Annotated in this window: 17 protein-coding genes; 6 read left to right on the top strand and 11 right to left on the bottom strand. The window is 72.4% G+C overall.

Translation table 11 applies throughout. The features are described from left to right. Nucleotides 1-473 precede the first annotated feature (473 nt). The 5 genes from ACFVWD_RS23080 to egtA all read right to left on the bottom strand — a co-directional run bounded on the left by ACFVWD_RS23080 (nt 474) and on the right by egtA (nt 5330). Entirely contained in the window at nt 474-689 is a 216-nt protein-coding gene (locus tag ACFVWD_RS23080) for a dodecin (RefSeq protein ID WP_101402376.1), read from the bottom strand. A 255-nt stretch (nt 690-944) separates the two neighbouring features. Beyond that, nucleotides 945-1907 carry an L-histidine N(alpha)-methyltransferase gene (gene egtD, locus ACFVWD_RS23075; RefSeq protein WP_389598548.1) on the bottom strand — a complete coding sequence of 321 codons (963 nt, stop codon included), beginning with the start codon at nt 1905-1907 and terminating at the stop codon, nt 945-947. Further along, nucleotides 1904-2713, bottom strand: coding sequence for an ergothioneine biosynthesis protein EgtC (egtC, locus tag ACFVWD_RS23070; protein ID WP_389598547.1), 810 nt, complete (start codon nt 2711-2713; stop codon nt 1904-1906). The genes egtD and egtC overlap by 4 nt, the downstream gene beginning before the upstream one ends. Then, a complete protein-coding gene (egtB, locus tag ACFVWD_RS23065; protein WP_389598546.1) occupies nt 2713-4035 on the bottom strand; it encodes an ergothioneine biosynthesis protein EgtB in 1323 nt (440 codons plus the stop codon). Before egtB ends, egtC begins: the two co-directional genes overlap by 1 nt. Then, the gene (gene egtA / locus ACFVWD_RS23060) at nt 4032-5330 is read right to left on the bottom strand and encodes an ergothioneine biosynthesis glutamate--cysteine ligase EgtA (RefSeq protein WP_389598544.1); all 1299 of its coding nucleotides are present in this window, start codon (nt 5328-5330) and stop codon (nt 4032-4034) included. Before egtA ends, egtB begins: the two co-directional genes overlap by 4 nt. 278 nt (nt 5331-5608) lie before the next feature. Here egtA and ACFVWD_RS23055 point away from each other — a divergent pair, with 278 nt between their 5' ends. After that, a complete protein-coding gene (locus ACFVWD_RS23055; protein WP_389598542.1) occupies nt 5609-6457 on the top strand; it encodes a TIGR02452 family protein in 849 nt (282 codons plus the stop codon). Between the two features lie 4 nt (nt 6458-6461). On the opposite strand, the gene ACFVWD_RS23050 is transcribed toward ACFVWD_RS23055, so the two are convergent. Together ACFVWD_RS23050 and ACFVWD_RS23045 are read right to left on the bottom strand one after the other, a co-directional pair. Next, entirely contained in the window at nt 6462-6917 is a 456-nt protein-coding gene (locus ACFVWD_RS23050; RefSeq protein ID WP_095851156.1) for a type II toxin-antitoxin system PemK/MazF family toxin, read from the bottom strand. Nucleotides 6918-6976: 59 nt separating this feature from the next. Continuing rightward, the gene (locus tag ACFVWD_RS23045) at nt 6977-7930 is read right to left on the bottom strand and encodes a LysR family transcriptional regulator (protein WP_389598540.1); all 954 of its coding nucleotides are present in this window, start codon (nt 7928-7930) and stop codon (nt 6977-6979) included. Between the two features lie 148 nt (nt 7931-8078). Here ACFVWD_RS23045 and ACFVWD_RS23040 point away from each other — a divergent pair, with 148 nt between their 5' ends. Then, nucleotides 8079-8594: an SRPBCC domain-containing protein gene (locus tag ACFVWD_RS23040; RefSeq protein ID WP_389598538.1), complete on the top strand. Its 516-nt coding sequence runs from the start codon at nt 8079-8081 to the stop codon at nt 8592-8594. Nucleotides 8595-8703: 109 nt separating this feature from the next. On the opposite strand, the gene ACFVWD_RS23035 is transcribed toward ACFVWD_RS23040, so the two are convergent. The 3 genes from ACFVWD_RS23035 to ACFVWD_RS23025 form a co-directional block, all read right to left on the bottom strand. Then, nucleotides 8704-10209, bottom strand: coding sequence for a flotillin family protein (locus ACFVWD_RS23035; protein ID WP_168498609.1), 1506 nt, complete (start codon nt 10207-10209; stop codon nt 8704-8706). A gap of 145 nt (nt 10210-10354) precedes the next feature. Next, nucleotides 10355-10573, bottom strand: a complete 219-nt coding sequence (locus tag ACFVWD_RS23030) for a hypothetical protein (protein ID WP_095857581.1) — start codon at nt 10571-10573, stop codon at nt 10355-10357. A gap of 103 nt (nt 10574-10676) precedes the next feature. Further along, nucleotides 10677-12101 (bottom strand): amidase, encoded by a 1425-nt coding sequence (locus ACFVWD_RS23025; RefSeq protein ID WP_389598536.1) that lies wholly within the window; start codon nt 12099-12101, stop codon nt 10677-10679. Between the two features lie 170 nt (nt 12102-12271). On the opposite strand from ACFVWD_RS23025, the gene ACFVWD_RS23020 reads away from it, so the two are divergent. The 3 genes from ACFVWD_RS23020 to ACFVWD_RS23010 all read left to right on the top strand — a co-directional run bounded on the left by ACFVWD_RS23020 (nt 12272) and on the right by ACFVWD_RS23010 (nt 16042). Beyond that, the gene (locus tag ACFVWD_RS23020) at nt 12272-13306 is read left to right on the top strand and encodes a LacI family DNA-binding transcriptional regulator (RefSeq protein ID WP_389598534.1); all 1035 of its coding nucleotides are present in this window, start codon (nt 12272-12274) and stop codon (nt 13304-13306) included. A 76-nt stretch (nt 13307-13382) separates the two neighbouring features. Continuing rightward, entirely contained in the window at nt 13383-14561 is a 1179-nt protein-coding gene (locus tag ACFVWD_RS23015; RefSeq protein WP_389598532.1) for a 4-hydroxybenzoate 3-monooxygenase, read from the top strand. Between the two features lie 44 nt (nt 14562-14605). Continuing rightward, nucleotides 14606-16042: an aldehyde dehydrogenase family protein gene (locus ACFVWD_RS23010; RefSeq protein WP_389598558.1), complete on the top strand. Its 1437-nt coding sequence runs from the start codon at nt 14606-14608 to the stop codon at nt 16040-16042. 42 nt (nt 16043-16084) lie between these two features. On the opposite strand, the gene trxA is transcribed toward ACFVWD_RS23010, so the two are convergent. Beyond that, the gene (gene trxA, locus ACFVWD_RS23005) at nt 16085-16471 is read right to left on the bottom strand and encodes a thioredoxin (protein ID WP_054231635.1); all 387 of its coding nucleotides are present in this window, start codon (nt 16469-16471) and stop codon (nt 16085-16087) included. Nucleotides 16472-16606: 135 nt separating this feature from the next. On the opposite strand from trxA, the gene ACFVWD_RS23000 reads away from it, so the two are divergent. Continuing rightward, nucleotides 16607-18040, top strand: a complete 1434-nt coding sequence (locus tag ACFVWD_RS23000; protein ID WP_389598530.1) for a dihydrolipoyl dehydrogenase family protein — start codon at nt 16607-16609, stop codon at nt 18038-18040. Nucleotides 18041-18352 lie beyond the last annotated feature (312 nt).

The raw sequence follows: 18352 nt of genomic DNA, 5'->3' as shown, positions 1-18352 counted from the left end.
CGAAGGGGGTCCCTCCCTGTTCGAGCGAAGCCGAGAACTTGGGGGCGCGTGCATGGCGTCGCGGGGCAGACGGGAATGTGACGACAGGGCCTAGGGGTCCGTCGGGGGAGTTGAGGGCGCGCTCAGAAGTTGCCCCGCGGTGGGCTGGGCGGGGCGGGTCCTCCTTCCCGGAGAGGAGACGGAGCGGTTGACGCGGCTCGGCGAAGCCGAAGGCTCCCGGTCCGGGGCCGCGCACGGCTTGGCCGACTACTCCGGCCGGGGCTTCGCGTGCGGCGGCGCCGCCGTTGTGGGGCATCGCATGCCGCCCGGGTTCGGCCCCGTCCGGTGACGCAGACTGGGTCCGCCCGAGATGCCACTTCCCGAATGGGCCGCCCTGCCTGGGGCCCCGCTTTCGAGGGGCCCGGGGCGAGGTGGCCATGGGCCTCCCGGGCTTCAGAAGGCCCCGGGGCTCAGGCGCCGTCCTCCAGGGGGGATCAGGCGCCGTCCTCCAGGCGGAAGCCGACCTTCAGGCCGACCTGGTAGTGCTCGACCTCCCCGTCCACGATCTGCCCCCTGACCTGGGTGATCTCGAACCAGTCCAGGTTGCGCAGGGTCTGCGAGGCCCGGGTGATCCCGTTGCGAATGGCCTGGTCGACGCCCTCGTGGGAGGTGCCGACGATCTCGGTGACCCGATACGTGTGGTCGGACATGCGGGTGCTCCTCTCCGCCGTGGCGGGTGTGCCACGCGTCACTCAACGGTGCCTCACGGCGCGTCGGTACGCGAGATGTCGGGGTGCTGTGGGTGACCTGGGGCCTGTCGTCCGGATCAGTCCCGGGCCGCGAGGTCTGGCACGCGCACTCCGCTCACCGGCACTGATCAAGCGCCGTCTCCCGAGGCGACCTGATCCGAACGACAGGCCCTCACCCGGGTGGCCCACCGCCGAGGTCGGCCACCCGGGCGGGTGTCAGCGGGCCACGCTCAGCGACAGGGCGAAACGGCCCTCGTGGTCCGTCCACCAATGGGCCAGGTCGAGCCCGGCGGCGCCGAGTTCGCGACGTACCCCCTCCTCGCGGAACTTCGCCGAGATCTCGGTGCGCAGTTCCTCCCCGTCGGCGAATTCGACCGCGAGGTCGAGCGCGGGGATCTTCACCGTCTGTCCGGTCAGCGACCGCAGCCGCATTTCGATCCACTCGTGCTCGTCGTCCCAGAGGGCGACATGGGCGAACGCGTCGGGATCGAAATCGGCGCCGAGCTCGCGGTTGACGACGTGCAGCACGTTTTTGTTGAACTCCGCCGTCACCCCCGCCGCGTCGTCGTACGCGGCGACCAGCACCGACTCGTCCTTGACGAGGTCCGTACCGAGCAGCAGCGTGTCGCCGGGGGAGAGCAGCGCACGTACGGACGCCAGGAACGTCGCCCGTTCGGCGGGCAGCAGATTGCCGATGGTGCCGCCGAGGAACGCCACCAGCCGCGGCCCCGGCGTCCCGGGCAGCGCGAGGCCGCCCGTGAAGTCGGCGATCAGCGCGTGCACGCCGAGCTCCGGATGCTCGGCGATCAGCGCCTGCCCGGCCTGGGTGAGGGCACTCTCGCTGACGTCGACCGGCACGTACGTGTGCAGCCCCGGCAGCGCGTCGAGCAGATGGCGGGTCTTCTCGGACGAACCGGACCCCAGCTCGACGAGGGTGCGCGCACCGGTCGTCGCGGCGATCTCGGGGGCCCGGGCTATGAGGATCTCGCGCTCCGCCCGGGTGGGGTAGTACTCGGGCAGTTCGGTGATCCGGTCGAACAGCTCGCTGCCGTGGGCGTCGTAGAACCACTTCGGCGGCAGCGTCTTGGGGGTGTGGGTGAGGCCGTGCAGGACGTCGGCGCGCAGCGCGGCGTCCGTGGCGTCATCGGGCAGGGTGCGGGTGAGAAGGAACGGGCTCACGTGCTGGGCTCCTTGGTGCGTGCGGATGCCAAGGGGTCGTGCGCGCCTTCCTGCGCGTGCGGGTCCTTGAGCGGGGTGAGCAGGACGTCGGTGCGGCTCGCCGCGAGCAGCGTGCGGTCCGGCACCTCCTGCCAGTGCGGGTCGTCGTCGTACGGCTCGGACGCCACGACGGTGCGGCGGCCGGGCTCGGCGAGGTACCAGAGGGTGTCGCCCCAGGCCGTCGCGGTGATCGTGTCGCCGCTTGTGAGCAGCAGGTTGAGCCGGGACCCGGGGGCCGCCTCGGCGACCTCCAGGACGGTGTCGGCCAGCGCTTGGCCCTCGTTGTCACCGGAGCGCAGCCGGCGCAGCAGCAGCGCCCAGACGAGCGCCGAGTCGCAGCGGGCCTCCAGGGACAGCAGTTCGGCCGGGGGCAGGCTTGTCACCAGCGGGGCCAGGGAGCCCGGCCAGCCCCGTACGGCGCCGTTGTGGCTGAACAGCCAGCGGTCCGCGGCGAACGGCGCCGCCGCGGCCTCCCCGTCCGCTCCCGCCACGGTGGCGTCCCGTACGGCGCCGAGCAGCGCCGTGCTCCTGACGACCCGGGCCAGGTCCGCGAACGACTGGTCGCCCCAGATCGGCCCGGGGCGCCGGTACCGCGCGGGCACCGGATCCCCTTCGGCGTACCAACCCACTCCGAAACCATCGGCGTTGACCGTCCCGTGCCGCTGTCGGCGCGGCGCCCACGACTGCCGGAACAGACTGTGCGGCGGCTCCACGAGGAGTCGCCCGAGCGGCTCCGGCGGTCCCAGGTAGGCCAGGTGACGGCACATCAGGCGACCCCGTCGCGGGCCGTGCGGAACCCGGAGAAGATCTGCCGCCGGATCGGGTAGTCCCAGTTGCGGAACGTCCCACGGCAGGCCACCGGGTCCACGGCGAACGAACCGCCGCGCAGTACCTTGTACTCCGGACCGAAGAACACCTCCGAGTACTCCTTGTACGGGAACGCCGCGAACCCGGGATAGGGGTGCAGGTCGCTCGACGTCCACTCCCACACGTCACCGATCAACTGCCGTACGCCGAGCGGTGACGCCCCCGCCGGATAGCTGCCCGCCGGGGCCGGGCGCAGATGGCGCTGGCCGAGGTTGGCGTGCTCGGGGGTGGGGTCGGTGTCGCCCCACGGGTAGCGCGTGGAGCGGTCGGCCGCCGGGTCGTGGCGGGCCGCCTTCTCCCACTCGGCCTCGGTGGGCAGCCGGCGTCCCGCCCAGCGGGCGTACGCGTCGGCCTCGTACCAGCTGACGTGCAGCACGGGTTCGTCGGGCGGTACGACCTCGGTGACGCCGAAGTGACGCCGCAGCCACTGTCCGCCCTCGCGGCGCCAGAACAGCGGCGCCTCGATGCCGTGCGAGCGGATGTGGGACCAGCCCTCCGGGCTCCACCAGCGTTCGGTGTCGTAGCCGCCGTCCTCGATGAAGGCCTGGTAGGCGGCGTTCGTCACCGGAGTGGTGTCGATGAAGAAGGGTGGGACCTCGCGTCGGTGGGCGGGGCGCTCGTTGTCCAGGGCCCACGGTTCGGTGGACGTGCCCATCGTGAACGGGCCGCCGGGGACCAGGACTTCGGCGGGTCCCGTGAACGGCGGCGCGGGAGCGGGGTCCGGCGCCGTGAGGGCGGCGGGCCCCTTGCGGAGCTGATGGGTGATCAGCATCGTTTCGTCGTGCTGCTGTTCATGCTGCGCGATCATCCCGAACGCGAAGCCCGCCTCGGTCAGCGGCGTGCCCCGGAACGCGGTGCTCTCCAGGACGTCCAGCGCCCGTCCGCGTACCTCGGCGGCGTACTGACGGGCCTCGGCGGGCGGCAGCAGCGGCAGCGAGGGCCGCTCGGCGCGCGGATGCTCGAACGCGTCGTACAGCCCGTCTATCTCGGGCCGCATCGCGTCCCGCCCGGCGACCGCGCGCAGCAGCCACAGCTCCTCCTGGTTGCCTATGTGCGCGAGGTCCCAGACCAGCGGGGACATCAACGGCGAGTGCTGCGCGGTCAGTTCGGGCTCCTCCACGCAGGAGGTCAGGAGCGCGGTGCGGTCGCGGGCCGTGGTCAGGGCGTCGAGCGCGCGCTCCCGGAGCGACTCCGGGTCCGTGGGTGATGCGGGGGCGGTCATGTGCGGATGTCCTTCCCGTCGAGCTGACCATGGAACTGGCTGTGGAAGCGGCTCAGCAGATCGTCCGCGGGGCAGCGGCCCCGGGCCACATAGCGGTCCGTGAACTCCGCGACGGCCTCCCGCACCTCGGCGGTGGCGCCCAGGCGCGGCAACGCCTCGGCGGCAGCGGCGAAACAGGTGACGGCGGCCTCACGCAACTCGGGGTCGGTCAGGCCGTGCCGCGCGGCGTCGTTCCACAGCGGGTTGCACGGAGCGGGCCGTGCCTCGGCGCGCTCCGCGAGGGGTTTGACGGTCCGGTAGGCGACCTCCGCGGCCTCCGGGTCGTCGAACAGCGCCGCCGTCACCGCCAGCGGCACGATCCACCCGTCGTCGCCGGGCTGCGCGTCGATCATGCGCAGTTCCAGATGGCCGCGCGGGCGGACCGGCGGGAACAGCGTCGTCAGGTGGTAGTCGAGATCCGCCCGGTCGGGCGGTGTCTCGGACCTGGTCCACGCCCGGAAGGTCAGGTCCTCGGGTACGCCCCAGGGGCCGTCCGGCGCCCGCACGCACATCACCGGCGCGTCCAGGACGCGCCGGGCCCAGGCGGCGCGCGGATCGCCGACCAGCGGGGGCGCGGCGGACCGTCCGGGGTCCATGGCCGCCCACAGGGACTGCCGTGTGGAGCGCCAGCCCGTGTACCGGCCACCGGCCATCGGCGAGTGCGCGAACGCGGCCACCAGTACAGCGCCCAGCTGGTGCGCCAGCCACCAGCGGCGCCCGTGCCCCAAGGGGCCGGGCTCCTCGTATCCGGCGTCCAGGCACACCTGGACGGAGGCGGAGGAGCACATCATGGCCCGCCCCTCCGGGCCCGCCCGGTCGAGGTACCGCTCCATGGCGTCGTAGCGCGGCTCATGGAGAAAGCGGTTCGGGGGGTTCCAGGGGTCGTGGCCGTACCCGCTGAGGCCGAGATCCGCCTCGCGCAGTACCGCGCGTACCGCGTCGAGGTCGGCCGAGACGGACCCGATGCACTCCATCAGGGAGGCGGCGGGAAGGGAGCTCAGCTCCAGCTGTCCGCCGGGTTCGACGGTGAGCGCCGAACGCAGGGGCAGGGTCCGCAGTGCGGCATAGGCCGCTTTGAGTCGTTCGGGTGATGCCGGGAGCTGCGGCCACCGCAGCTCGTGGACGAGCCATTCCACTTCGACACCGAGGGTACGGGGCGGTCCGGTCTTGAAGCAGATGCCTCGGACCAGCGCCTCCACCTCGGCCTCGGTGACGGCGGAGCGGCGCTCCGTACAGTCACTCACCGAATCGGACATGTCGGGATCCTCCTGAGATTCCACCATGCCGCCGGCCCGACGTCTGTGGTGCCGGACTGGCATCGCTCGTCCCACCCAAGACCCTCTTGGCGGTTCGCACAAGGGTGCAAATCGTCGCTCGCGGGCCCCGGAGGCGCTGTTTGCCGGGCCACGAGGCGCTGTTTACGAGGCTGGGAAATTCCGTTGCGCCGTAGGACCAGCATCGCTCACGATGCGTTCATGGGCACGACGGGGGAGATCGCGAGGGGCGTCCTCGTGGCGCGTACGGGGGTCGCGCCATGAGTGCGCGCCTGCGTGCGCACGCGCGGCAGACGGAGGAGATCGTCGCGGCGGGCGGGTACCGCGCGTCCGACGGACGCACGGTGTCGATCGCCGCGGCGGTCGAGGCCGCGCGAGCGGGAACGCGCATGTGCGGCCCCGGACCGGTCGGGGCACCGGCCGGCAGCCCCGCGGGCGCACCGCGCGAAAGCACGCTGTTCGAGGTGACGGGCGAGAGCAGTCTGGAGGCCGCCCGACGGCTCGTGCGCAAGGACGGAGGGCGCCCGGCGGACCCGGTCGCCGTCCTGAACTTCGCCTCGGCGCGCAACCCGGGCGGCGGCTTCCTGAACGGCGCGCAGGCTCAGGAGGAGGCCCTGTGCCGTGCCTCCGCGCTGTACACGTGTCTGCTGGGGGTCCGGGAGTTCTACGACCACCACCGCGCCCACCGGGATCCGTTCTACACGGACCGTGTCATCCACTCACCCGCCGTGCCCGTCTTCCGCGACGACCGCGGAGAACTGCTCGACGAGCCGTACGCGGTCGGATTCCTGACCGCCGCGGCCCCCAACGCCGGAGTCGTCCTGCGCACGGCCCCGGAGCGCGCGCCCGAGCTGGGACCCGCCCTGGCCGTACGCGCCGAGCGCGTCCTGGAGACCGCCGCGGCCCACGGCTACCGCCGGCTGGTGCTGGGCGCGTGGGGCTGCGGCGTCTTCCGGAACGATCCGGCGCAGGTGGCGGGCGCGTTCCACGACTTGCTGGTCAAAGGCCGCTTCGACGGTGCTTTCGACCATGTCGTGTTCGGGGTCCTGGACCGCACGAGGGATCAGGCGACGCGAGGCTCCTTCGAGCGGGTGTTCGCCTACGGGTGAGCCGTCAACGCCAGCCGTACCGCTCCTGCAAACGGCGTACGACCGAATTGAACCGCATCCGATCCAGCGCACAGGCCTCCCGCCGCATCCCGTCCTCGTGCAGCCGCAGCACCCGGTCCACATCCACCCACGAGTCCCGACCCGACCGGTCCCACGGCCCGCTCCCGATCGGCACCCACTCCCGGTCCCCGTCGTGCCGCTTGCTCGACAACTGGACGGCGAGCAGCGTGCCGGCGTCCTCGCGGGCGACGACGAGCACCGGACGGTCCTTGCCCCGTCCGTCGTTCTCCTCGAACGGCACCCACGTCCAGACGATCTCGCCGGGATCGGGGTCGCCGTCGTGCGCGGGCGCGTACTCCGTCCGCACCCGGCCCACCTCGCGGGGTTCGGCTTCGGTGGTCGCGGAAGGGCCGTAGCGGCCGGGAACGTCTTCGGCGGTGTCATCGGTAAAGGCAGTCACGCGGCTCACGTTAGAGCCTGCCCTGTCCAACCCGCCGAGCGGGTGGCCGAGATGGCGGACTACCAGGTCCGGGCCGCGTGTTGGAGGCGGTCGCGGACCCGTACGACGTCCGGGTTGGCGTCGGCGCCGGGGCGCTGGACGAGGAAGAGGGTGTTGAGGGGCGGTTCGACCGGCTCGTGGAGCAGGGTGAGGCGTCCGTCGGCGAGGTGCTCCTCGCACAGGGAGCGGGGCAGCACGCTGTAGCCGGCGCCCGCGGTGACCGCGGAGACGACGGCGTACAGGTTGGGCACGGTGACCGCGGCCCGGGTTGAGAGCTGCTTGCCGAAGACGTTGCGCCAGTACCGGCGCACGATGGGCAGATCCTCGGCGTAGGTGACCAGGGGAACGTCCCGGACCGCGGTGCAGATGTCCTCGGCCGACGGGTGCTCCTCGACGCGCCGCGCCCAGCTCGGAGCGGCGACCAGGAGGTATTCCTCGTCGGCCAGCGGCAGGGACGCGAGGCGCCCGCGCGGCCGCCTGGTCGCGATCACCAGATCGTGGTGGCCCGCGCGCAGGTCGTCCATGAGCGGTTCGGGCAGACCCTGCGTGACGCGCAGTTGTACGCCCTCGGCGACGAGCGGCGCGAGCGCGGGCAGCACCCGGGTGCACAACAGCTCCGAAGGCCCGGCGAGGTGCACCGGCGCGGCCTGTCCGCCGAGTACGTCGCCGCGGCCTTCGAGGGCGGCGAGCGCGTCGAGAGGGCCCGCCACCTGGTCTGCCAGGTCGTGGGCGAGGGGCGTGGGTTCCGCGCCGCGCGGGAGGCGGGTGAACAGCTCGCGTCCGGTCTGCTGCTCCAGGGTGCGGATCTGGGCGGTCACGGTCGGCTGGGAGAGCCCGAGCAGCGGGGCCGCGCCGGTGAACGAGCCGGAGCGGTAGACGGCGAGGAAGGTCCGCAGCAGGTTCAGATCGACATGCGGCGTGATCCTTTCCCGGCCTGAGAGGGGCAGGGTCTCCTCGGGCGTCGCGTTCTTCATGCCGACAGCCTAACGGCGGCTCCCATCGGATTGCCGATGGGAGAAATCGGCTCTCCTATTGGCCATCGAATGGCGGCCGAGCCTAACGTCGAAACGTCGCCACCCCCGCCGTACACCCTGAAGCCGTACACCCTGAAAGGGACCTGCCATGACCACCCAGAACGCGATCACCTGGCCCGAGCGCTACCTGCCGGGCACCGGTGACAACTTCGTCTCCAACGAGGTCGTCGTGGCGGGCCTGAGCGCGGCCGAAGTCTGGCCCCACCTCGTCGACACCTCGCGGTGGGAGTCGTACTACGACAACGTCGCCGACATCAGCTTTCCCCGGGGCGGCGGTCCTGTACTGACGGACGGCATCCACTTCGGCTTCGGTACCTTCGGCTTCCCGCCGCTGGACGCGCACGTCGTGGAGTTCCAGGCGCCCGCCGAAAGCACCCCGGGCCGCCTGTCCTGGACGGCGAAGCAAGGCGGCACGCCCGAGGAGCGGCTCGACGTCCTGCACGCCTGGCTCGTGGAGGATCTGCCCGGCGGCCGGGTCCGCGTCCTCACCCAGGAGACCCAGATCGGCCGGCCCGCCGCCGCGCTGGCCTCCGAGCGGCCGAACCCGATGCTCAACGGCCACCAGGCCTGGCTCGACGGCCTGGTCGGCGCCGCGGCCGAGTAGGCCGAGCAGTCGGGGCGGAGGGGCGAATCGCCCGCGCAGAGCGGGCGACGAGGGACTGGAACACCCTCGTCGCCCCGCCGGGATCAGCCCCCGGCGTTCTCCTTCGCCATCACGCCTTGCCGTCGCCCTCCACCGGCACCTTCTCCGTGCGCGGCGGCACGACCCCGTTGAGCCCGGCGGCGCCGTTGCTCCCCGTACCGTTGCCGGCCGTCCCGTCCTGGTTCATCGACGAGAGCAGCTGACGGGCGAGGCCGAGGCCCGTGCCGCCCATGGTGAGCGCCTTGGCGAACATGTCCGACATGCCGTCGGCGCCGTTGAGCAGCACCATGTGGTCGACGTTCCCGAACGCGCTGGCGCCCGCCTGGACGATCTCCGGCCAGTTCTCGGCGAGCTGCTGGGCGACCACCGCCTCCTGGTTCTCGGCGAGGGCCGCGGCCCGCGCCTTGATGGTCTCCGCCTCCGCGAGACCCTGTGCCCGGGTCGCCTCGGCCGCCGCGAGACCCTTGGCCTGAGCCGCTGCGGCCTCGGCCTCACCCGTGGCCCTGGTCGCCGTCGCGGCGGCCGCACCCCGGGCCTTCGTCGCCTCGGCCTCCGCGTTGGCGGCCGTCTTGACCCGGTTCGCCTCGGCCGCGGCCGCGAGCTCGGTCTCCTTGGCCTTGGCCTCGGCCGCCGAGATACGCGCGTCACGCTCGGCCTCGGCACGGGCCCGCGTCTCGTACGCCTGGGCGTCCGCCGGCTTGCGGACGTCCGCCTGGAGCTGCTGCTCACGACGGAGGGCATCGAGCTCGGCGATCCGGGTCTCCTGGACGACGACGTCCTGCCGGGCCGCGGCGTCCGCGAGCGGTCCGGCCTGCCGCGCCTTCGCCGCCGCCTTGTCGCGCTCGGCCTGGTAGCCGGCCTGGAGGATCTCGCTGTCCCGGGTCGCCTCCGACATCCGGGCCGCGGCCTTCTGTTCGGCCTCGGTGGCGAGACGATTCGCCTCCGCCTGCGCGATGCGCGCGTCCCGCTGTACGGCGGCGGCGTGCGGCATCGCGAGGTTCTTGATGTACCCGGTCGGATCCTCGATCTCGTGGATCTGCAGCGAGTCGACGATCAGACCGAGCTTCTCCATCTCCGTACCGCACGCGGCCCGGGTCTGGCCGGTCAGCTTCTCCCGGTCGCGGATCATGTCCTCGACGGTCAACCCGCCGACGATGGACCGCAGATGACCGGCGAACACATTGTGCACGCGCTCCGACATCATCTTCTGCTGGTCGAGGAAGCGACGCCCCGCGTTGGCGATCGACACGAAGTCGTCGCCCACCTTGAAGATGACCACGCCGCGCACCTTCAGCGGAATGCCCTGGGTGGTCACGCAGTCCACGTGCAGCTCGGTCTCGTTGAGGTCGAGCGAGATCTTCCGTACCGCCTGAACACCCGGCAGCACCAGCGTGCCGCGCCCCGTCACGATGCGGAATCCCATGCCCTCTTCAAGGCCTTCGGTCCGATGCTTCGAACCGGAGATGATCAGTGCTTCGTTGGGCTCCGCGACACGCCACATGAGCTTGAAGACCACAACGATGAAGATCAGTGCGAGGACAACCGCCCCCGCCACGACGCCGACAACCATCGGCATACGCCCCCTTTGGATGGTGCCCTATCGGCACCGAACGAAGGGAGTGTGCTCCTGTGCAAGACCGGGGTACAGACGCTGACGGATCCTTGTTGCAATCTTGACGCATACCGCTCTCACCTGGGGCGGAGCGTGCACAGACGAGCCGTCAACTGTCGTACGCGGCCGATACGTACACCGTGCGCGGCGGCAGGTACTCGACCACCATCACCACCGTGCCGCGCTCGATCCGCTCCTTCGCCGCGGCCGGGTACGCGAGGAAGTGCTCGGCGCCGCCGCGGACCCGGACGATCACCTCACCGACGAGCCCGGGTCCGACCGTGCCGGTCACCCGCCCCATCAACCCGACCATCGACGCATCGTCCATGTGCCCAGCGTACGGCCCGAATCCCCTGGTCAGTGCCTTCGCGCCGAACTCGTTCACCGGCACGCGCCCCGAACTCGCCCACCGGCACGCGCGGTGAACTCGTCTACACCGCGGGGGAGTCCGCGGGTGCCCCATGCGGCGGCCAGTGCTCGTGCCAGCGCTGGTCGGCCTCCAACTGGGCGGCCAGGGAGACGAGCAGCGGTTCGCTGTTCGCCGGACCGAGGAGCTGGGCGCCGACCGGCAGGCCGCCGTCGACGAAACCCGCGGGGACGTTCACACCGGGCCAGCCCAGGATGTTCCACGGCCAGGCGTAGGGGCAGGCGGCGATCATGGCCCGGTCGGTACCGAGGCCGCTCAGGTCCGCCATCGAGCCGATGCGCGGCGGGGGAGCGGCCGTCGTCGGCGCGAGCAGGACGTCGTACGTGTCGAAGAGCGCGCCGATCCGCCGGTGCAGGGACGCCTCGGCGCGCCGGGCCACGCGCAGGGGCGCGCCGCCGAGCAGTCGGCCGAGCCGGGCCGCGCCCAGGGTCCGCCGGTCGAGGAGGTGCGGGTGCGGCAGGTCGCGCACCCGCTCGGCGATCCCGGCCGTCGCGCGTGGGATGAAGGTGAGCCCGATCTGCCCGTACCGCGGCTCGGCCTCCTCCACCGTGTGGCCGAGCTCCGCGAGCCGCTCCGCGAGCGCGACCACCCGCGCCCGTACGACGGGGTCCAGGCGCGCGGGCAGCGCCGTGAACGGCGGTTTCAGCGACAGCGCGATCCGCAGCCGGCCCGGCTCGCGCCCCGCCGCCTCTGACACCCGCAGCGCGGGCGGGCGGTGCAGATCGCCGTCGTGGTTGCCGCTCGCCGCGTCCAGGAGCAGGGCCGCGTCCGCGACCGTACGGGCGAGGGTGCCGTTGACCGTGATGCCCTGGAAGGACTCCGCGCGCGGCCAGGTCGAGATCCGGCCGCGCTGCGGCTTGATGCCGATGAGATGGGTCCAGGAGGCCGGGATACGGACCGAGCCCGCGCCGTCCGAGCCCAGCGCGGCAGGGACGAGGCCCGCCGCGACCGCCGCCGCCGATCCGCCGGACGAGCCGCCCGGGGTGTGCTCGGCGTGCCAGGGGTTGCGGGTCGCGCCGAAGGCGGGCCCCTCGGTGAACGGCCACTGGCCGAGCTCGCAGGTGTTGGTCTTGCCGATGACGATCGCGCCGGCCGCGCGCAGCCGCCGTACCGCCTCCCCGTCCTCGGCCTCGGGCGGGAACACACCCCGGCAGCCGAACGCGGTCGGCTCGCCCGCCACGTCCATGTCGTCCTTCACCGCCACCGGCACCCCGAGCAGCGGCCTGCGCACTCCGGCGGCGAGTTCCCTGTCCGCCGCGTCGGCCTCGGCGAGCGCCGCTTCGGCGCGCACCACCCGGAAGGCGTTCAGGGAGTGCTGCGTCGCCTCGATGCGGGTCAGCGCCCGCTCGACCAGCTCGCGTGCGCTCACCTCCCCGTGGGCGAGGGCGCGCGCACACTCCGCCAGACCTGCGGCACGGTCGTGAGTCATACGTGACCACCTCCGGAGCACGTCGTCTACCGCACGGTAACCGCACCACGGGCCATCCCGCACGAGATGCGGAAGTTCCCTCGCGGAAGCGGGTGTTCCGGCATGACGGGCCCACGAGGTTCCCCCGGCGGGAAGGGACGCCCGGGGTTTCTGCAAGGATGCGAGACGTCATGGTGCAGATACCGAAGCAGCCCGTCCCGCCGACGCCCGCACAACGACCCGTGCCGACGAGTGCCGATGTGGCACGCCTGGCGGGCGTCTCCCGGGCCACCGTCTCCTACGTACTGAACAACACCAGCGCCGTCCGGATCAGCGAGCCCACCCGCCGCCGCGTCCACGAGGCGGCCAAGGAACTCGGGTACGTTCCGCACGCCGCCGCCCGCTCTTTGCGCGCCGGACACAGCCGTATGGTCCTGATGCCGACGCCGAGCGTGCCCGTGGGACCGCTCTACAGCCAGTTCCTCAACGAACTTCAGTGGGCGCTGGGCCGTCTGGATTACACGGTCGTGCAGTACGGCAGTGTCGGCCTGCACGGCGACGACGCCGCCCGCGCCTGGGCGGAGCTGCGACCGGTCGCCGTCCTGGTGCCCGGCAGCGACCTCGGCCCGCAGGGTGTGGCCGTCCTCAAGCGCTCCGGCGCCCGTGCCGTCGTCACACTCGGCCCCGAGCGTGTCGAGGGCGCGCACGCGCTGCTCATGGACCACGACAAGGTCGGCCACAGCGCGGGTGTCCACCTGCTGGCCCGCGGCCGCCGCCGGATCGGTGTCGTGGTGCCCGAGGAACCCGGCCTGGAGATCTTCTCCAAGTCCCGGCTCGACGGCGTACGCCGGTCCCTGGCCGGTACCGACGCCACGGCGACCGCGCTGCCGCTCGCATACGAGGAGGGGGCCGCCGCCCGGCTGGCGGCGCGCTGGCGAGCGCTCGGCCTGGACGCGGTATTCGCCTACAACGACGAGTACGCCATGCTGCTGATGCGCGCCCTCCAGGAGGAGGGCGTCGGCATCCCCGACGAGACGGCCGTCATCGGCGCCGACGACCTCATGCTCGGGCGACTGCTGAGGCCCCGCCTCAGCACCGTCCACATCGAACTGCCGTCCGGGCGCGACCTCGCGGAACTGGTCGACCGGGTGGTGCGCGAACCGGGCGCGGCGCCCGAGAGCCACGAGGTACTGGGCGCGCGGGTGGTGCACCGCGACTCGACCTGAGAGAGGCTGTAGCTGGTCCCCGGCCGCATCCGGCCCGTTCGGACCGGATGCGGCCTGATCAGGTACGGGAGGCGCCATGCGGACCACGGTCGGCATCATCGGCGGCGGTCCCGCCGGGCTCCTGCTGGCCCGGCTGCTGCACCGCGGCGGCATCGACTGCGCCGTGCTGGAGAGCAGGTCGCGCGCCTACGTCGAACACCGCCAGCGCGCCGGGATGCTGGAGCAGGGCACGGTCGACGCCCTGCGCGCCTGCGGAGCCGGCGACCGTCTGGACGCCGAGGGCCTGATCCACCACGGCATCGAGCTGCGCTTCGACCGCGAGCGCCACCACATCGACTTTTCCGCCCTGACCGGTGGCCGCACCGTCACGATCTACGCCCAGACGGAGATCGTGAGGGACCTGATCGCCCTCCAACTCGCCGCCGGGCCACCGCTGTTGTTCGAGGCCGAGGCCCTCGCGGTCGAGTGCCCGGAGAGCGGCGCGCCGGTCGTACGCTTTGTGCACGAGGGCCGCGAACAGGCCCTGAGCTGTGCCTATGTGGTGGGCTGCGACGGTCACCACGGCATCTCCCGGAACGCCTTCCCCGCCGACGGGGCCCGTACGTACGCGCACGACTACCCGTACTCCTGGCTCGGGATCCTCGCCGATGTGCCGCCCTCCGGCGAGGAGTTGATCTACGCGCGCGGTGCCGGCGGCTTCGCTCTGCACAGCATGCGCTCGCCGACCGTGTCCCGGCTGTACTTGCAGGTCCCGAACGGCACCGATGTCGCCGACTGGCCCGACGAGCGCGTCTGGGACGAACTCGCCGCGCGCTTCGCGGTCGACGGCGAATGGCGCCTGGGGCGCGGCCCCATCACCTCCAAGTCGGTCACACCGATGCGGAGTCACGTCCACGAGCCGATGAGTCACGGCCGGCTCTTCCTCGCCGGGGACGCCGCGCACATCGTGCCGCCGACCGGCGCCAAGGGGCTCAACCTCGCCGTCTCCGACGTACGGGTGCTGGCCCGCGGACTCATCGAGTCGCAACGCACGGGATCGACCCAACTCCTCGACCACTACTCGGACTTGTGTCTCGAGCGGGTGTGGCAGGCCACGCGCTTCTCGTACGACATGACTAGGATGTTGCACGCTCAACCAAATGGGGATGTCTTCGACCACCGGATCCAGCTCGCCCGGCTGCGCCGGATCACGGCATCCCGCCACGCGGCCGCCGAACTGGCCGCGAACTACACGGGACTGCCCCTGGGACCGTGAACCGTGAGTCCCGGTGGCGAACAGTGAACGATCGGAGAGCCGACATGCCGCTGCTCGACCCCAAGACCTGGCAGTCCCGCACCCTGGCGGGCGGTGAGTACGCCGTCACCGAACCCGCCACCGGCGAGACGCTGGCCACGGTCACGCTCGCCGCCGCCGAGGACGTCGCCACGGCCGCGCGGGACGCCCGCGCCGCCCAGACGGAGTGGGCGAAGGCGCCGCACTTCGTCCGCGCCGCCGTGCTGCGCAAGGCCGGCGACCTGTTCGCCGCGCACGCCGACGAGCTGCGCGAATGGATCGTGCGCGAGTCCGGCTCGATCCCGGGCAAGGCCGACTTCGAACTGCACGTCGCGGCCCAGGAGTGCTACGAGGCCGCCGCCCTCGCCTCCCGCCCCAGCGGCCAGATCCTTCCCTCCGAGGCGCCGCGCCTGTCGTACACCCGACGCGTCCCGGTCGGTGTGGTGGGCGTGATCTCCCCCTTCAACGCCCCGCTGATCCTCTCGATCCGCTCGGTGGCCCCGGCGCTCGCGCTCGGCAACGCCGTCGTCCTGAAGCCGGACCCGCGCACCGCCGTCTGCGGCGGTCTCGCGCTCGCCGCCGTCTTCGCCGAGGCGGGGCTCCCGGAGGGCCTGCTGCACGTCCTGCCCGGCGGTCCGGAGGCGGGCCAGGCGCTGGTCGCCGACCCGAACGTACCGGTGATCTCCTTCACCGGCTCGACCGCCGCCGGACGCGCGGTGGGCGAGGCGGCGGGCCGTCTCCTCAAGCGCGCCCACCTGGAGTTGGGCGGCAACTCGGCGCTGATCGTCCTGGAGGACGCCGACATCGACGCGGTGATCTCCACGGCCGCGTGGGGCTCGTTCTTCCACCAGGGCCAGATCTGCATGACGACGGGCCGCCACCTCGTCCACGCCTCCCTCTACGAGGAGTACGTCGAGCGGCTCGCCGCCAAGGCCGACTCGCTCGCCGTGGGTGACCCGCACCGCGAGCAGGTGCACCTCGGACCCATCATCGACAGCGCCCAACTCGCCAAGATACAGGGGCTGGTGGAGTCCAGCACGGCGCGCGGCGCGAAACTCGTGGCAGGCGGCACGCACGAGGGGCTCTTCTACCGCCCGACGGTCCTCTCGGGAGTCGACGACGCGACGCCCGCGTACGCAGAGGAGGTCTTCGGCCCGGTGGCGCCCGTACGGTCCTTCGCGGACGCCGACGAGGCCGCGGCCCTCGCCGCCGCGGGACCCTACGGCCTCGCGCTGGGCATCGTCACCCGGGACACCGCGCGCGGCCTGGACCTGGCCGAGCGCATCCCGACCGGGATCGCCCACATCAACGACCAGACCGTCAACGACGAGGCCGTGGCCCCCTTCGGCGGGATCGCCGCCTCCGGCACCGGCGCCCGCTTCGGCGGTGAGGCCAACCTGGAGGCCTTCACCGACGTGCGCTGGACGACGGTGCGCGGGGACGTGGCGCCGTACCCCTTCTGACGGAAGGGTTGTGCGGACTTACTGTTCCCGCGCCCCTGTGGACTACTCGCCCTGCGGAGCCTGCTTGGCCTGCTGCTCCGCGATGGACTTGCGGACCTCGTCCATGTCCAGCTTCCGGGCCTGTCCGATGACGTCCGTCAGGGCGGCCTCGGGCAGCGCCCCGGGCTGGGCGAAGATCGCGACCTGGTCGCGGACGATCATCAGCGTCGGGATCGACTGGATGTCGAAGGCGGCGGCCAGCTCGGGCTGCGCCTCCGTGTCGACCTTCGCGAACACCAGGTCCGGGTTGGCCTCCGCGGCCTTCTCGTAGACCGGGGCGAACTGACGGCACGGCCCGCACCAGGAGGCCCAGAAGTCGATCAGGACGAACTCGTTGTCCGTGACCGTCTGGTCGAAGTTCTCCTTGGTCAGCTCCATCGTGCTGCTCATGGCGTGACTACCTCTTCCTGATGTCGGGCCTCGGGCCTCGGGGCGAAGCCGGTGTGCACAACGCCGCCCCTGAGCGGCGTATTCCGCGCGCGTACCCGTGTGGCCACCGGGCACACCAACAACCAGACTGTGCCCATGACGGAAACGGAATCCATCGTGTACGACGTCGTGGTGCTCGGGGCCGGGCCCGTGGGGGAGAACGTCGCCGACCGCGCCCGCGCGGCCGGCCTCTCCACCGCGGTCGTGGAGAGCGAGCTGGTCGGCGGCGAGTGCTCGTACTGGGCCTGCATGCCCAGCAAGGCCCTCCTGCGCCCGGTCATCGCCCGCGCCGACGCCCGCCGCGTGCCCGGCCTCAGCCAGGCGGTGCAGGGCCCCCTCGACGTCCCCGCGGTCCTCGCCCACCGCGACTACTACACCTCCCACTGGAAGGACGACGGACAGGTCGGCTGGCTGGACGGCATCGGCGCCGTCCTGTACCGCGGACACGGGCGCCTCGCCGGGCCGCGCAAGGTGACCGTCGACGGGCCCGACGGCGAGCGACAGGTGCTCACGGCCCGGCACGCCGTCGCGGTCTGTACCGGCACCCGCGCCCTGCTCCCCGACCTGCCGGGGCTGGACCAGGTCAGGCCCTGGACCAGCCGTGAGGCCACCAGCGCGCACGAGGCGCCGGGTCGGCTCATCGTGGTGGGGGGTGGTGTCGTCGCCGTCGAGATGGCCACGGCCTGGCAGGCGTTCGGCTCCCAGGTCACCGTCCTCGTCCGCGGCACGGGACTGCTGCCCCGCATGGAGCCCTTCGCCGGTGAGCTGGTCGCCGAGTCGCTGAAGGAGGCGGGCGCGGACGTCCGCACCGGCACCTCGGTGACCGCGGTGACGCGCGAGGGCTCCACCGTGGTGGCCCTCACCGACACCGGTGACCGCATCGAGGCCGACGAGATCCTCTTCGCCACCGGGCGCGTGCCCCGCACCGACGACCTCGGCCTCGACACCATCGGGCTTGAGCCGGGCTCCTGGTTCGACGTCGACGACAGCCTGCGGGTGACCGGCAGCGACTGGCTGTACGCGGTCGGCGACGTGAACCACCGTGCGCTCCTCACCCACCAGGGCAAGTACCAGGCCCGGATCGCGGGCGCCGCCATCGCCGCCCGTGCCGCCGGGGTGCCCCTCCTTGAGACCGATCCCTGGGGCGCGCACTCGGCGACCGCCGACCACGGGGCCGTCCCCCAGGTCGTCTTCACCGACCCGGAGGCCGCGGCCGTCGGCCTCTCCCTCGCCGAGGCCGAGCGCGCGGGCCTGCGCGTTCGCGCCGTCGACGTCGACATGTCCTCCGTGGCGGGCGCGGGCCTGTACGCGGACGGCTACCGCGGCAAGGCCCGCATGGTCGTCGACATCAACCGCGAGATCCTGGTGGGCCTCACCCTGGTCGGCCCCGGCGTGGGCGAACTGATCCACTCGGCGACGATCGCCATCGCCGGCGAGGTCCCGATCAGCCGCCTGTGGCACGCGGTCCCGTCGTACCCGACCGTGAGCGAGGTGTGGCTCCGCCTGCTGGAGATGTACCGGGACGCGTAGTCGACGCTCTGGCGGACGCCTGGGGCGATTGGCTGTGCCCGGGAGGCCAAGGTCCGGGTGCGGCCACCTCGGACTGAGTGGCGACGCCGGTCGTTTTCGGGTACGGCCGCCTGAGATCGACGGGTTGGGGCCTGTCCGGCGGATCAGGTCGGAGGAAAGTAACGACACCTCATGAGCGCAGGTGAGCGGGGTCTGGTGTGTCCAGCTGCAAGGCGGAGGAGGGCGTCGACGCGATGGGGGTCCCCCCTGCTCGAGCGAAGCCGAGAGCTCGGGGGAGTCGGCAACCGACGACGACGCCGCAGAGGGGCGTGC

Origin of the sequence: Streptomyces sp. NPDC058086, from assembly GCF_042885015.1 — a bacterium.
Taxonomy (GTDB): domain Bacteria; phylum Actinomycetota; class Actinomycetes; order Streptomycetales; family Streptomycetaceae; genus Streptomyces.
The sequence above is the reverse complement of the archived record's forward strand: the minus strand, read 5'-3'. Positions and strand labels throughout refer to the sequence as shown.